Here is a 12,665-nt window from a genome sequence, read left to right on the forward strand (position 1 = left end):
GTGGCTTTGTCTTGCTACGTGAAATCAACGATAATGCGCCGCGTCAGATCAGGGTGGCGACAATCCGTCAGCCTGATCTCGCCATTCGGCCCGCGCGCAACACTACCCCGCTGCTCCCGGGTCTGCTGGTGACCCACCCCTGTCGCTAGCCAACGGCTTCTCGGCACGTCTTCTTGCCTGACCGACCACCTCATCGGTCACCTGATGACGCCTGCTGCAACGCATCTGCTGAATCCGTAGGACGTCATAGTGAAAACACGACTTTCCAGCCTCGATATCGTGGCGCTGGGCTTCATGACCTTTGCCCTCTTTCTGGGCGCAGGCAATATCATCTTCCCGCCTCAGGTGGGTCAGGGCGCGGGTGCCGAATTCTGGCCGGCGGCACTGGGCTTTCTGGCCACCGGTGTCGGCATGCCGCTGGCCGGTATCGTCGCAGTGGCCGTGATCGGCGGCGGCCTCGACAAGATCACCTCGCCGTTGCCCAAGTGGGCGGCCGCGGCCTTCGGCGTCGCCATCTACCTGTCCATCGGGCCGATGTTCGCGATTCCGCGCACCGGCACCGTGGCCTTCGAGATGGGCATGCGCCCCTTCATCGACATGTCAGCACAGAGCGGCCTGGCCCTGCATTCGGTGCTGTTCTTCGGCATCGCCACGCTGATCGCGCTGAGCCCGGGCAAGTTGATGGATGTGGTCGGCAAGTGGCTGACGCCGCTGCTGATCGCGCTGCTGGCGCTGATCGCGCTGTTCACCATCATCGACCCACAGGGACCGCTGGGGCCGGTGAGTCCCGAATGGGCCGAGGCGCCGTTCATGACCGGCTTCCAGCAGGGCTACCTGACCATGGATGCGCTGGCCTCGATGGTGTTCGGCATCCTGATCGTCTCGGCGATCAAGGCGCGCGGCATCACCGCGACCGCTGACGTGACCCGCTACACCCTGTGGGCCGGCGCCATCGCCGCCATCTGTCTGGCCGCCGTCTATCTGCCGCTGACCTACATGGGCGCCACCAGCCATGCACTGGTCAGCGAAGCGGCCAAGGGCGAGCTGATCCCGGTCTACGTCGAGGCGCTGTTCGGCGATGCCGGCAAGCTGATCCTGGCGCTGGTCATCACCCTGGCGTGTCTGACCACCGCGGTGGGCCTGTTGACCTCCTGCGGCGAGTTCTTCCATCGCCTGCTGCCGAGCGTGCCCTACCGCCTGCTGGTGATCGTGATGGCCGTGGCCTCGGCGTTGATCGCCAATCTGGGCCTCTCGACCCTGATCAGCGTCTCGATTCCGGTACTGGTGACGCTCTATCCGCTGGTGCTGGTGCTGACGCTGCTGTCCTACCTGCGTCCGCGCCTGCACGATGCGCCGCGCGTGTTCGCCTGGACTCTGGGCCTGACGCTGCTGGTCAGCCTGCTGGATGGCTTCGAAGCCAGTGGCATCGACTCGCTGATGGCCATCTCGCACCGCATCGAGCCGCTGCTGCCGCTGGCCTCGATGAATCTGGGCTGGCTGGCGCCGGCGCTGGCGGGGCTGATCATCGGCATGCTGGCCAGCCGTCGTGACCAGACGAACCTGGACCCGGCATTGGCCGCGCAGGACTGAGGCTCACGCCAATCAGTCACGCAGCGTGACCAGAAACACGAAAGCCCGCCTCTCCAACGAGAGGCGGGCTTTTTGTTGCCACACGACAGCTGACCGAAAACAGATGACAGGCACCCGTCCGCTGTCAGGCGACCGTCAGCGCGGCGTAGTGCGCGACAGGCCCAGCTGAGCCAGGGTGGCGTCATCCAGCGCATGCACGGCCTCGACGCCGCTCAGCGCCGTGAAGTAGTCCGGTGTCAGGAAGTCGCGCCCGCCAAGCAGGTGCTCCAGGTATTCGCGCGCCGGCTTGAGGCCCTCGGCGGTGCGCTCGGGCAGCGCCACATACACCCAGGCGTCGATCACGCCTTCGCGGGTGACGATGGGATGTAGGAAACGCTCATATTCATGCGGGCGGCCTTCGAAGGGGTCCATCAGCGTGATCTGCTCGGCCTCGAGCAGCTCGTACAGCACGCCTTCGACGCGCTCGCCCGGCGCGGGCTGCACGTTGGCATGCGCAATACCATCGACCCGAGAAGCCTTGTCGAAACTCAGGCGATGCTCTTGCAGCCAACCATGCACGGCCCGCCGCGTCTCGCCGATGCGTGCCACGACACGCGCCGGATTCATGTTGCTGCCGTAGGCGAAGTAATAGGCCATGCAAGCTCCTGACAGTTGTCTCGAGGCGCAATGCGAGGGCATCACGCGCGAAGGGCTCAGTGGGAGGTGCCGGGTAGAGGAGACTCGGTGCGAGGTGAGATGCCTGCCCGGCAATCAGTGCGTCGTGATCAGCGTGTCGATCTCGCGAATCACTTCCGTCATCGCCACGCGGCGCTCGGGACGGGCATCCTTCAACCAAGCCTCGATGGCCGGCGCCACTTCACACTTGGCGGGGAACGGCGCACGGGCATCGCACAGCGCTTGCAGACGAGCGATGAACACGAAGCGCAGCCACTGGCCCATGTCCATGCGATCGACACAGAATGGCTCCACACTCATGAAGGCCTGCGGGGATGGCGTGTCCATGCGCCACAGGTCTGCTGCCTTCATGGTCGCTTCCAGACGTGCCAGCAGCGCGCGCAGCTCGTCGTAGGGATTGCCGGCGATCTCGCCGTCCTGGGGTTGTTCAGTCGGATTCATGCGACCTCCGTCAAATCATGCATGGTTCGTTCACGCTATTATCCCGATGATGCTCACGGAAGGCCAGGAGGCCGCATGGCAGACACGCTGTTCAATGATGTGATGATACTGCTGGGGGCCTCGGTGGTGGCCGCGGCGCTGTTCCGCCGCCTGCATCTGCCGCCGGTGCTGGCCTATCTGGCGGTCGGCTTTCTGGTCGGCCCTCATCTGGCGGGCTGGATCGGTCGCCCGGAAGAACTCGCCTTCCTGTCGGAATTCGGGCTGGTATTTCTGCTCTTCTCCCTCGGCCTCGAATTCTCGGTGCCGCGCATGCGCGCGCTCAAGACCACGGTGTTCGGGCTGGGTGCCTGTCAGGTGGCGGTATGCAGCGGCCTGTTCTGGGCGCTGGGCTCGGCGCTTGGCCTGTCGCCGGCGGCGGCGCTGGTCGCGGCCGGTGCGCTGGGGCTTTCCTCCACCGCCATCGTCACGCGGGAACTGGCGCGCTGGAATGAGCTGGACAGCCCCCACGGCCACGCCGCCGTGGGCGTGCTGCTGTTCCAGGATCTCGCCGCCCTGCTGTTCCTGATCCTGATTCCGGCCATGGCCGGTGATGGCAGCCAGCTGCTCAGCGACCTGGGCCTGATGCTCATCAAGGGGCTCGGGCTGGTGGCGGTGATGCTGATGATCGGCAAGTGGGTGCTGCCGTTCGTGTTCCAGGAAATCTCGCGCGCGCGCTCGGAGGAGCTGTTCGTGCTCACCGTGCTGCTGGTGGCGCTGTTCTCCGCCTGGCTGACCCACAGCCTGCATCTGTCGATGGCGCTGGGCGCCTTCCTGGCCGGAATGATGCTCGGCGAGAGTCATTTCCGCCATCAGATCGAGGCCGACATCCGACCCTTCCGCGATATCCTGCTGGGGCTGTTCTTCGTCTCGGTGGGCATGTTGCTGGACCCGCAGGTGTTGCTGGCCCAGTGGTATTGGGTCGTCATCGGCGTGGCCTGCCTGCTGGCGACCAAGGCACTGCTGATCACCGGGCTGGCGCGCCTCTCCGGCCGCCCACTGGACAGCGCGCTGCGCACTGGCCTGGTGCTGTCCCAGGGCGGCGAATTCGGCTTCGCGCTGCTGGCCCTGGCCAGTCAGCAACGCCTGATGGACAACGAGACCGTGGGTCTGGTGGTGGCGATCATCATCGGCTCGCTGGTGGTCACGCCAAGCCTGATTCGCCACAACCAGCAACTGACGCGCCGCCTGTGTCGCTCCACCACGCCCACCCAGGAGAACCCGCACACCACCGCGGAGCTGAGCGCCGCCACCGCCCCGCTCAGTGGCCATGTCATCGTGTGTGGGTTCGGGCGTGTCGGCCAGACGGTGGGGAGATTTCTCACTCAGGAAAAGCTTGAGTGGATCGCCATCGATGCCGACCCCATTCGCGTCCACGAGGCCGCCAGCGCCGGTGAGCCGGTGGTGTTCGGTGATGCGCAGCGACTGGAAATCCTGCGCGCGCTCGGTATCGAGCGCGCCCGTCAGGTGGTGATCACCGTCAATCAGCTCTCTCACGCGCTGGCCATTCTGCGTGCCATCCAGCCGTTGGAGCTCGAGAACCTCAAGGTGCTGGTGCGCACCCAGGATGACGCGGACCTCGAGACCTACAAGGCCGCCGGGGCCACCGAGGTGATTCCCGAGGTGCTCGAGGGCTCGCTGATGCTGGTCTCGCATGTGCTGGTCAATCTCGAGGTACCCTTCCGCCGCGTGGCGCGCTCGATCCAGAATGCGCGCGAAGCGCGCTACAGCATGCTGCATGGCTATTTCCATGGTCAGCAGTCCCAGCTGACCGACAAACGCGGCAACCCGCTGCTGCGGCGTCATCCGCTGACGCTGACCGCCGATGCCTGGGCCTGTGGCCGGCGACTGGACGACATCGCCCTGCCGGAAGTGTGCGGCATTCTCGTCTCACGCGTGGTGCGCGCCAGTGGCGAGAACCTGGAAGAACCCACCGGCGACCTGACGCTGGCGTGTGGCGATACACTGGTATTATCGGGACTGGCTGATCATATTGAAGAGGCGGAAACCCGCCTGCTGACCGGCTGAAAAACCTTGAGCGGCAGGCGACACCCAAGACTCCGCCGTCTGCTGTCCTGCCGCCAGCAACCGCGCTGGCGAGTGGATGGGAGAGCGTCACAGAGAGTCAGCTCGGATGAAGATACTGATGAGCACACTGAAGGGATCGACATGTCAGGGGGCACGGCCCTGCATGGGAGATAGCACCCATCACCAGGAGGCAATACACATGGAAAGCGCAGGCGTACACAACTACATGGAGCAGCTGGTGCTCGACCAGCTGCGCTTGCATCCCGATAGCCACGCCATGGATGTCGACAGCCGCGAAGACGTGGCCTGCATCGCGCTCAATCAGCTGGCGCCCCGCTATATCCGCCACGACGTCGACATGGCGTTCTACATGGCGCCCGCCGAGCAGGAGCTGCTGGAAGAGCGCGTCTCGATGGCGCTTCAGGAAGCCTTCGACAAGGTGCGCTCGATGCCCCGCCACGGCTAGCCAAGCGCTGCGGCCCCATGAAGCGTCGCCCTGAACGCGCCCTGCAACACCAGAAGCGGATCAATGATCACCGCCAGAGAAACGACAACGGCCACCGCGATGGATATCGCGGTGGCCGTTGTGTCTGTCGCAGATGCTGCCCGAGGCGTTACCTCACGTGACCTGAGGGGCATTCCCTCAACCGGGCAGCATCAGATTCCCTCGGCGCACTGCGGCGGCACTTCATCCAGCACCTTGCGCAGGAAGGCACGCGTGCGGTCATCCTTCGGCGCACTGAACAGCTGACTCGGCGGCCCCTGTTCGACGATACGTCCGCCTTCCATGAAGATGACCCGGTCGGCGACTTCCCGCGCGAACTGCATCTCGTGGGTGACCACGATCATGGTCTGGCGCTCGACCGCCAGCTGCTTCATCAGCTCCAGCACCTCGTCAACCCATTCAGGGTCCAGTGCCGAGGTCGGCTCATCGAACAGGATCACCTCGGCCTGGGCGGCCATGGCGCGCCCGATGCCGATACGCTGCTGCTGACCGCCTGACAGAGCCGCCGGGAAGGCATCCGCCTTCTCGCTCATGCCGATACGCTCGAGAATCTCGCGCGCTCGCTGGTGCGCCTTGGCCTTGGGCCAGCCGTTGACGACGATCAGGCCCTCGGCAATGTTCTCCAGCGCCGTCTTGTTGGCGAACAGCGCATAGTTCTGGAACACGAAGGCACTGCTGCGACGCAGACCGAGAATGTCGTGACGGCTGGCGCGTGTGGCCTCGACCTTGCGTTCGCCGATCTGGATCTCGCCACCATCGGGCTGCTCGAGGAAGTTGATGCAGCGCAGCAGCGTGGACTTGCCGGTGCCTGACGGGCCGATGACGACGATGATCTCACCCTGCTTCACTTCCAGAGTGATGCCATCGAGTACGGCCTGCCCGCCGAATTTCTTGACCAGGTTTCTGACTGCAATCATCGCTGATAGGCCTTGTTGAGACGTTTCTCCATCCAGCGCTGCACGAAGGACAGCCCTTCCACCATCACCCAGTAGACGATGGCCACCATGATGAAGGATTCAAAGTACAGGAAGCTGCTGGCCGCTTCCTTCTGGGTCGCGCCCATCAACTCGGTCACCCCCAGCGTGAAGGCCAGCGACGTGGACTTGATCATGTCCACGAAGTAGTTCATCAGCGTGGGGGCCGCCACGCGGGCCGCCTGGGGCAGCACGATGCGTCGCATCAGCTGGACATTGGTCATGCCGATCGAGAGCGCCGCCTCGGTCTGGCTGCGATCGACCCCGACGATGGCGGCGCGGATGGATTCGGCCATGTAGGCCGAGAAGTGCAGCGTCAGGCCGAGAATCGTCGCGGTGACGCCATCGATCTGGGTCAGGAACGCCATCACCTGCGGCAGGCCGTAGTAGAACAGGAACAACTGCACCAGCAGCGGCGTGCCGCGGAAGAAGGAGATGAACACGATGGTCAGCGCATTCAGCACCGGCACCTTGAGCACCCGCACTACCGCCAACAGCGAGGCCAGCACCAGCGCGGCCACCATGCCGATACAGGCCATCTTGAGTGTCAGTGGCAGGTATTTGAGCATGACCGGCAACAGGCCAAGCATGTAATCGATATTGAGAGTATCCATTCGTTATCCGGACAGGCTGGGGGCTTGGCTGAGGGTCTGGAAAGACACCCGTCGACATGACGACAACGGGGCGACGGTCAAGCCGTCACCCCGTTTGCACATGACATATCCTTGCATGCGCCCTTGTATCAGGGCGCAGCGGGCAATGTTCAAGGCGTGGTGATGTCGTTGCCGAACCACTTGTTGGAAATCTCGGCCAGGCGGCCATTTTCCTTGAGCTCGGTCAGCGCGGCATCCACCTCGTCACGCTTGGCCTCGCCTTCGGCGTCCTTGCGGAACGGCAGTGCGTTCTCGAGACGCGAGAACGGCTTGCCAGCCAGTTCCAGCGGCAGCGGCGTCTTCTGGATCACCTGACTTGCGCTGACGCGGTCCATCACGAAGGCATCGACACGGCCCAGGGCGGTGTCCTGCTCGATGTTGGACTCATAGGTCTTGATGTCGATCTGGTCGGCGTAGGGCAGCTCTTTCATCAGCGCTTCGTAGTTGGAGCCCAGGTTGACCGCCACGCTGTGGCCCTTGAGGGACTCGACGCCGGTGATCTCGTCATTGCCGCGACGCTTGACCACCTGAGCCCCGTCATAGACGTAGGGCTGGGTGAAGGCGAACTTGGCCTTACGCGCATCGGTGATGGTGATCTGGTTGGCCACGGTGTCGATGCGGCCGGCTTCCAGCGAGCCGATCAGGCCGGAGAAGCTCATGGTCACGAATTCGATGTCGTCACCGGTGATCTCGCCGACGGCGTTGAGGACATCCACTTCAAAGCCCTGCAGCTTGTCCTGCTTGACGAAGGTGAACGGGAAGTAGCCGCCCGACATGCCGACCTTGAGGGTGTCAGCCTGTGCCGCCAGGCTGCCCAGGGTGGTCGCGCCCAGCGCGGCAGCCATCACGGCGCCCTTGAGAGCGGTAGAAGAGAAGACAGCTGCGAGCGAACGTGATTGGCGCATCGGGATTCCTCGTGGATCGCAAGACTGAGCCATTGGCGCTGGACGGTCGCTGACATTCGGCTGATTGCGGATGTCGAGCCAACAGAACAGGTATAAGCACAGCCTTTTATATGTGATTTGGTTGTATAGGATAACGGGACTGCCCCGCATTCCCAATCATTTCATCCCTTAAGGTCATAACCAGAAGGAATAAGACAGCATTCCTGTCAATGAGCGCGATTCTAGCATGCCTGTCATGGCGGGCCAGTGACGCCGTATGGGCCACCTGCAGCGCTAGATGTCAGCCTGACGACAAGTGGATGACAGTTATTCACGCCATCCGTGGACGATGCTGTGGATAACCCGTCTCGGTCACGCTGCAAGCCGCGCCAGCCGTGGGATGACGAAAATTGATCAAAAAATCATCAACCTGCAAAACGCTCAGCGGGACTTGAGGTGCCGCGTCATCTGTCAAGCCGTCACGGGTCGAAAGAGCGGCCATAATAGGCACAGGTCGCCCTCTTTCCTCTGGCCGCCATCACACGCCAGCGGGTGGCATGACAGCCGGTGAATCGCTAAAGTCGCTGCCATTCCAAACATGCTCAGGCACATGTCACGCGCCGGCAGCTGTCACTCAACGACACATGCCACGCCTGGCAATGATGCTCGACAAGACTCTTTTCTTCCGTTCTTCCGCACGCCCAGCCAAGGCGTGGTGGAGACACAGCCGTGGTGAGCCTCATGACTCCTCTCTCTTCCTTGAGCAACTTCTTCACACGCACCGGCGCCGAGCTGCACCTTTATCACCTGGGACGCACCCTGGCGCCGCTCAGTCTTGAGCAACTCGAAGCCTTCGAGACCGAACAGCAGCCGTGGGAGCAGCCCTTCAAGGGCCAGGCCCGCCTGGCATGCGTGTTCCGTCCGGCCGGGCTCGACGATCCGCTGGTGTGGTTTCTGGCCCTGCCGCTGGATGAGGAAGGTCGTCTGTCTCCCGCGCAACGCGATGCCTTCCTCGAACGCCTGATCACGACGCTGGGTCAGACGGCGCTGACCGTCGGCCGGCCTGATCTCCAGCAGGCCGAGGCTGGCAAGATCGACAACCTGATGCAGGACAACCCGCTGGCCTTCACGCCGGACGACAGCCTGCGCGCCATGCTGCACGCCCGCGCCAGCCTCGATTGCGACCGCCCTGCCAGCCAGTACTACGAGCTCGCCGAGCAGTATCTCACCGCCCAGCTACCGCTGGATGACTGGCCGTCACTCGGCCTGCAGGGTATTGCCGACGTGCTGACACGACGCGGCGAGTTGTCCAGCGAGCTTGCCGCCGCCTTCGTGCAGCGTCTGGCTGACCTGCCGGATACGCCGCTGCGCGCCATCGCGCTGTGTCTGGAGCAGGCGCCGCCCGCCCATGCCCAGCTGGCTGGCCAGCTGCCGGAGGAATACGAGACCGAGCTGCTCTCCGCCCTGATCGCGCGTGGCCAGGCCGCGCGTGACCTGGGGGACCTGGAGACGCTGTGCGCCTGCCTGCGGGCCGCCGGTGCCAGCCCACGGCCTGCGGCGGCGGAGTGGATCGATGCCCTGCTGGCCGACGACGAGGCCGTCAATGTCGACGTGCTGGTCGCGATCGCCGCGCGCGGCTACGCCCACCTGGAAGATGCCGAACGTCTGCCGGCCTTCCTGACCCGCCTGGCCAGCTGCCCGCAGGCCAACTTCGCCGGCCTGGCCCGCGACCTCGCCCTGATTCCGCGTCTGCGTCTGCCGGTGCTGATGACGCTGCGCAATGCAAGCGCGGACAGCCCGCTGGGTCAGGCGCTCGCCGCCCTGACTCGCCAGGCCGATACCGGCAATCCTGCCCCGCGTCATTGACGCCGGGCATGCCCGCAGGTGACAGTGCTTGAGATCATGCGCATAACCCACGACACTTGATCGGACACTTGCTCAAGGCATGGAATCGGGGCTGATCGGCACCGGTGAACAGGGCAAGTTGCGACGCGCCAGTTGTACGACGTTACCCGCGCCTGTGGCCGTGGGTGACTTGTCCAGCGCCCGCAAGCGAGGCGTCCGGCGGCGATGAAAGCGCGCCATCACCGCGTGCCATCACCGCGTGCCCGGGCCGGTTTTGCCGGGCGCTGTCCGCGCCACAGTCATCCCCGATTCGTGACGCGAAAAAAGAGGCTTCAGCAAGGATTGCTGTCAGTACGTTAAGTGACTATGCTGCGCGCCCGCCTGGCCATTACCCCGCCATGCCGGCAACGCACATTATGCTGTGCCGCGCCTGCCCGGTGTCTTCATGCCGTGAGCCGCTGCCCGCTTCGCTCACGCCCTCTGATTCAGGATGAAACATGTCGCATCACAAGAACACTTCGCGTCATCACATCGACAAGGCACCGCCCCTCGATCTCAAGACACTGAATCATGACCTGCTGGGCTTTCGCCCGCGGGGCGTGGTGGGTCGGCGTGAGCTGATCGAGCTGCCGGAGCTCAAGCTGCACCTCAATGCCAAGATCGACACCGGTGCGCATTCCAGTGCGCTGCATGCCGAGAGCATCGAGGTCTTCGAACACAACGATGATCTGTGGGTTCGCTTCATCACCCGGACCGGCGGTAGCGACTCCCCGCCGCATACGGTCGAGACGCCGGTGCATGATCGCCGCCGCGTGCGCTCATCCAATGGTCAGGCCGAATGGCGCTACGCGATCCGCTCGCGCATGAAGCTGGCCGGGCTCGACTACGATATCGACATGACGCTGGTGGACCGCTCCCAGATGCGTCACCCCATTCTGCTGGGGCGCCGTGCCCTGCGTCGCCTGCTGGTCGCACCAGGCGCCGCCTATCTGCATGGCGAACCCTGACGGCACCAGCCAGGCGCGCGGCGGCATGCTTCGGCATCTCGCCTCAAGACGCTGGCCCCGCTGCCATCTGCATCACGTGACGCCTCGATACGACAAGGGCTTCACCGGCGAATACCACGCCTCCTGACGGGCATCACGTCAGTCTTCTTCTGATTCATTCCTATCTCTGTCTGGCCCATTCGGCTCCGGAGGATTTCATGCATATCGGTATCCTGTCGCGTAACTCACGCCTCTACTCCACCCGTCGCCTGATCGAGGCCGCCGAGGCACGTGGCCACACCGCACGCGTGGTGGACACGCTGCGTTGCTACATGAACATCGCCTCGCACCGCCCCTCCATCCATTACAAGGGCGCCGAGATCGAGCACTTCGACGCCGTCGTGCCGCGCATCGGTGCCTCCGTCACCTTTTATGGCTGCGCCGTGCTGCGTCAGTTCGAGATGATGGGCACCTACGTCGTCAATGATTCCGTGGCCATCTCCCGCTCACGCGACAAGCTGCGCTCCCTGCAGCTGCTGTCGCGCAAGGGGCTGGGTCTGCCGGTCACCGGCTTCGCGCATTCGCCGGATGACATCCCCGACCTGATCACCATGGTCAAGGGCGCGCCGCTGGTCATCAAGCTGCTGGAAGGCACCCAGGGCATCGGCGTGGTACTCGCCGAGACCAACCAGGCCGCCGAGAGCGTGATCCAGGCCTTCATGGGCATGAAAGCCAACATCATGGTGCAGGAATACATCAAGGAAGCGCGTGGCGCCGACATCCGCTGCCTGGTGGTGGGTGACAAGGTGGTGGCGTCAATGAAGCGTCAGGCGGCCGATGGCGAGTTCCGCTCCAACCTGCACCGTGGCGGCACCGCGAGCGAGATCCGCATCACGCCGGAAGAGCGCTCCACCGCCATCCGCGCCGCCAAGGCCATGGGCCTGTCCGTCGCCGGTGTCGACCTGCTGCGCGCCAATCATGGCCCGGTGATCATGGAAGTGAACTCCTCGCCGGGCCTGCAGGGCATCGAGACGGCCACCGGCAAGGACATCGCCGGCTTGATCATCGATCACATCGCCAAGTCCGCCGCGCCGGCCAAGAAGATTCCGCCCAAGCCCAAGGGCTGAGGGCTTGAGTCTTAGGGCTGAAGCCTGAGGGCATTGCGCGCAACGTTTCCCAAGGGTGCAGGTCGTCATGACTGCACCCTTGGCGTCTCTGGGCCAGATAGCTTTACGGGCAAGGGGCTGGGCGACGAAACAGGGCAAGGCCAGCGTCTGGAAGGCAACGATGATCGTCACCAGAACGTCATTGTATTGTCGTAAACTGCAGGGATTGACAGTGCGGGAATAAATATCCTGACTTTCTGCCCTTCAGGGGTAGAAAAACACTGTTTTCACCCGCACAATCTCTTCTGACGGAGGAGGTGACCGCCCATGTTTCTCGACAATCGCCAGGTGGCGATGGATAGCGTCCAGGAAGCCCTGGCAGACAGTCTTGATTATTTCGAGGATAACGCCGAACGGCTGCGTCCCGCGCTCCTGAAGGCCTTCGAGCCCTTCTATGCGAGCCGTGTCGAGCTCAAACAGGCCCTGGAAGTCGAGACACGCAAGCATCTGAGCCTGATGCCGCGCGACGCCGATGTCGAGCGCGATGACTACATGTGGCTGTGGAGTCGCCTGAAGAGCATCGTCGGCAATGACAATCAGGTGCTGATCAACGAGCTGCTCGAACAGGAACGCGTCCTGATGCAGGCCTGCTCGACCGCCTTCACGCATCCGCTGCCTGACAGCATGGAAAAGGTACTGGAAGGCATCTTCCACAACTGCCGCCATCTGATTCGCGAGCTGTACCGTCACCAGACAGGTCAGGCCGCCCGCCGCCGCGCCGGCTAGCCACCTGCCCGCCGCCAGGCCGTGAACGCAAGACGCCCCGCCTTCCAAAGGAAGTGCGGGGCGTCTTCGTATTGACCCTATGCATCTGGCGAGACCAATGCGCGGCTAGTTCGTATCAGACCTGACAGGCAGCCACTGGAGCAATGCCTGCTTCAC

The 12,665-nt window shown here is 63.8% G+C and carries 12 protein-coding genes; 7 read left to right on the top strand and 5 right to left on the bottom strand.

Going from position 1 to position 12,665, the window contains the following annotated elements; genetic code table 11:
* The first annotated feature begins 249 nt into the window (after window positions 1–249).
* On the top strand, window positions 250–1,590 hold the full coding sequence (gene brnQ / locus AC4FAH_RS07385) for a branched-chain amino acid transport system II carrier protein (RefSeq protein WP_197738709.1): 1,341 nt from the start codon (window positions 250–252) through the stop codon (window positions 1,588–1,590).
* Between the two features lie 135 nt (window positions 1,591–1,725).
* Here brnQ and AC4FAH_RS07390 read toward each other — a convergent pair whose 3' ends face one another.
* Entirely contained in the window at window positions 1,726–2,226 is a 501-nt protein-coding gene (locus tag AC4FAH_RS07390; protein ID WP_131431605.1) for a gamma-glutamylcyclotransferase family protein, read from the bottom strand.
* A 114-nt stretch (window positions 2,227–2,340) separates the two neighbouring features.
* Window positions 2,341–2,706, bottom strand: a complete 366-nt coding sequence (locus AC4FAH_RS07395) for a YqcC family protein (RefSeq protein WP_054556809.1) — start codon at window positions 2,704–2,706, stop codon at window positions 2,341–2,343.
* Between the two features lie 75 nt (window positions 2,707–2,781).
* On the opposite strand from AC4FAH_RS07395, the gene AC4FAH_RS07400 reads away from it, so the two are divergent.
* Together AC4FAH_RS07400 and AC4FAH_RS07405 are read left to right on the top strand one after the other, a co-directional pair.
* Window positions 2,782–4,770, top strand: a complete 1,989-nt coding sequence (locus tag AC4FAH_RS07400) for a cation:proton antiporter domain-containing protein (protein WP_082388800.1) — start codon at window positions 2,782–2,784, stop codon at window positions 4,768–4,770.
* Between the two features lie 199 nt (window positions 4,771–4,969).
* Complete coding sequence (locus tag AC4FAH_RS07405) at window positions 4,970–5,236, top strand: late competence development ComFB family protein (RefSeq protein WP_054556810.1); 267 nt, start codon at window positions 4,970–4,972, stop codon at window positions 5,234–5,236.
* Window positions 5,237–5,427: 191 nt separating this feature from the next.
* Here the strand turns inward: AC4FAH_RS07405 and AC4FAH_RS07410 are convergent, their stop codons facing one another.
* From AC4FAH_RS07410 to AC4FAH_RS07420, 3 genes are all read right to left on the bottom strand, one after another.
* A complete protein-coding gene (locus AC4FAH_RS07410; RefSeq protein WP_131431600.1) occupies window positions 5,428–6,192 on the bottom strand; it encodes an amino acid ABC transporter ATP-binding protein in 765 nt (254 codons plus the stop codon).
* A complete protein-coding gene (locus AC4FAH_RS07415) occupies window positions 6,189–6,863 on the bottom strand; it encodes an amino acid ABC transporter permease (RefSeq protein WP_043335389.1) in 675 nt (224 codons plus the stop codon). Before AC4FAH_RS07415 ends, AC4FAH_RS07410 begins: the two co-directional genes overlap by 4 nt.
* 149 nt (window positions 6,864–7,012) lie before the next feature.
* Window positions 7,013–7,747 (bottom strand): amino acid ABC transporter substrate-binding protein, encoded by a 735-nt coding sequence (locus tag AC4FAH_RS07420; protein WP_043335456.1) that lies wholly within the window; start codon window positions 7,745–7,747, stop codon window positions 7,013–7,015.
* 780 nt (window positions 7,748–8,527) lie between these two features.
* Here AC4FAH_RS07420 and AC4FAH_RS07425 point away from each other — a divergent pair.
* The 4 genes from AC4FAH_RS07425 (at window position 8,528) to AC4FAH_RS07440 (ending at window position 12,509) form a co-directional block, all read left to right on the top strand.
* A complete protein-coding gene (locus tag AC4FAH_RS07425) occupies window positions 8,528–9,652 on the top strand; it encodes a DUF3549 family protein (protein ID WP_286988791.1) in 1,125 nt (374 codons plus the stop codon).
* A gap of 476 nt (window positions 9,653–10,128) precedes the next feature.
* Window positions 10,129–10,638: an ATP-dependent zinc protease family protein gene (locus tag AC4FAH_RS07430; RefSeq protein ID WP_082388802.1), complete on the top strand. Its 510-nt coding sequence runs from the start codon at window positions 10,129–10,131 to the stop codon at window positions 10,636–10,638.
* 197 nt (window positions 10,639–10,835) lie between these two features.
* A complete protein-coding gene (gene rimK / locus AC4FAH_RS07435; RefSeq protein ID WP_043335225.1) occupies window positions 10,836–11,744 on the top strand; it encodes a 30S ribosomal protein S6--L-glutamate ligase in 909 nt (302 codons plus the stop codon).
* Between the two features lie 306 nt (window positions 11,745–12,050).
* Window positions 12,051–12,509 (top strand): hypothetical protein, encoded by a 459-nt coding sequence (locus AC4FAH_RS07440; protein ID WP_043335223.1) that lies wholly within the window; start codon window positions 12,051–12,053, stop codon window positions 12,507–12,509.
* Window positions 12,510–12,665 lie beyond the last annotated feature (156 nt).

The organism is Cobetia sp. (genome assembly GCF_983723665.1).

Coding starts and splice junctions, on each gene's coding strand:
- AC4FAH_RS07390 (WP_131431605.1), bottom strand. CDS start 2,226: ATGGCCTATTACTTCGCCTACGGCAGCAACATGAATCCGGCGCGTGTC.
- AC4FAH_RS07395 (WP_054556809.1), bottom strand. CDS start 2,706: ATGAATCCGACTGAACAACCCCAGGACGGCGAGATCGCCGGCAATCCC.
- AC4FAH_RS07400 (WP_082388800.1), top strand. CDS start 2,782: ATGGCAGACACGCTGTTCAATGATGTGATGATACTGCTGGGGGCCTCG.
- AC4FAH_RS07405 (WP_054556810.1), top strand. CDS start 4,970: ATGGAAAGCGCAGGCGTACACAACTACATGGAGCAGCTGGTGCTCGAC.
- AC4FAH_RS07410 (WP_131431600.1), bottom strand. CDS start 6,192: ATGATTGCAGTCAGAAACCTGGTCAAGAAATTCGGCGGGCAGGCCGTA.
- AC4FAH_RS07415 (WP_043335389.1), bottom strand. CDS start 6,863: ATGGATACTCTCAATATCGATTACATGCTTGGCCTGTTGCCGGTCATG.
- AC4FAH_RS07420 (WP_043335456.1), bottom strand. CDS start 7,747: ATGGCTGCCGCGCTGGGCGCGACCACCCTGGGCAGCCTGGCGGCACAG.
- AC4FAH_RS07425 (WP_286988791.1), top strand. CDS start 8,528: ATGACTCCTCTCTCTTCCTTGAGCAACTTCTTCACACGCACCGGCGCC.
- AC4FAH_RS07430 (WP_082388802.1), top strand. CDS start 10,129: ATGTCGCATCACAAGAACACTTCGCGTCATCACATCGACAAGGCACCG.
- rimK (WP_043335225.1), top strand. CDS start 10,836: ATGCATATCGGTATCCTGTCGCGTAACTCACGCCTCTACTCCACCCGT.
- AC4FAH_RS07440 (WP_043335223.1), top strand. CDS start 12,051: ATGTTTCTCGACAATCGCCAGGTGGCGATGGATAGCGTCCAGGAAGCC.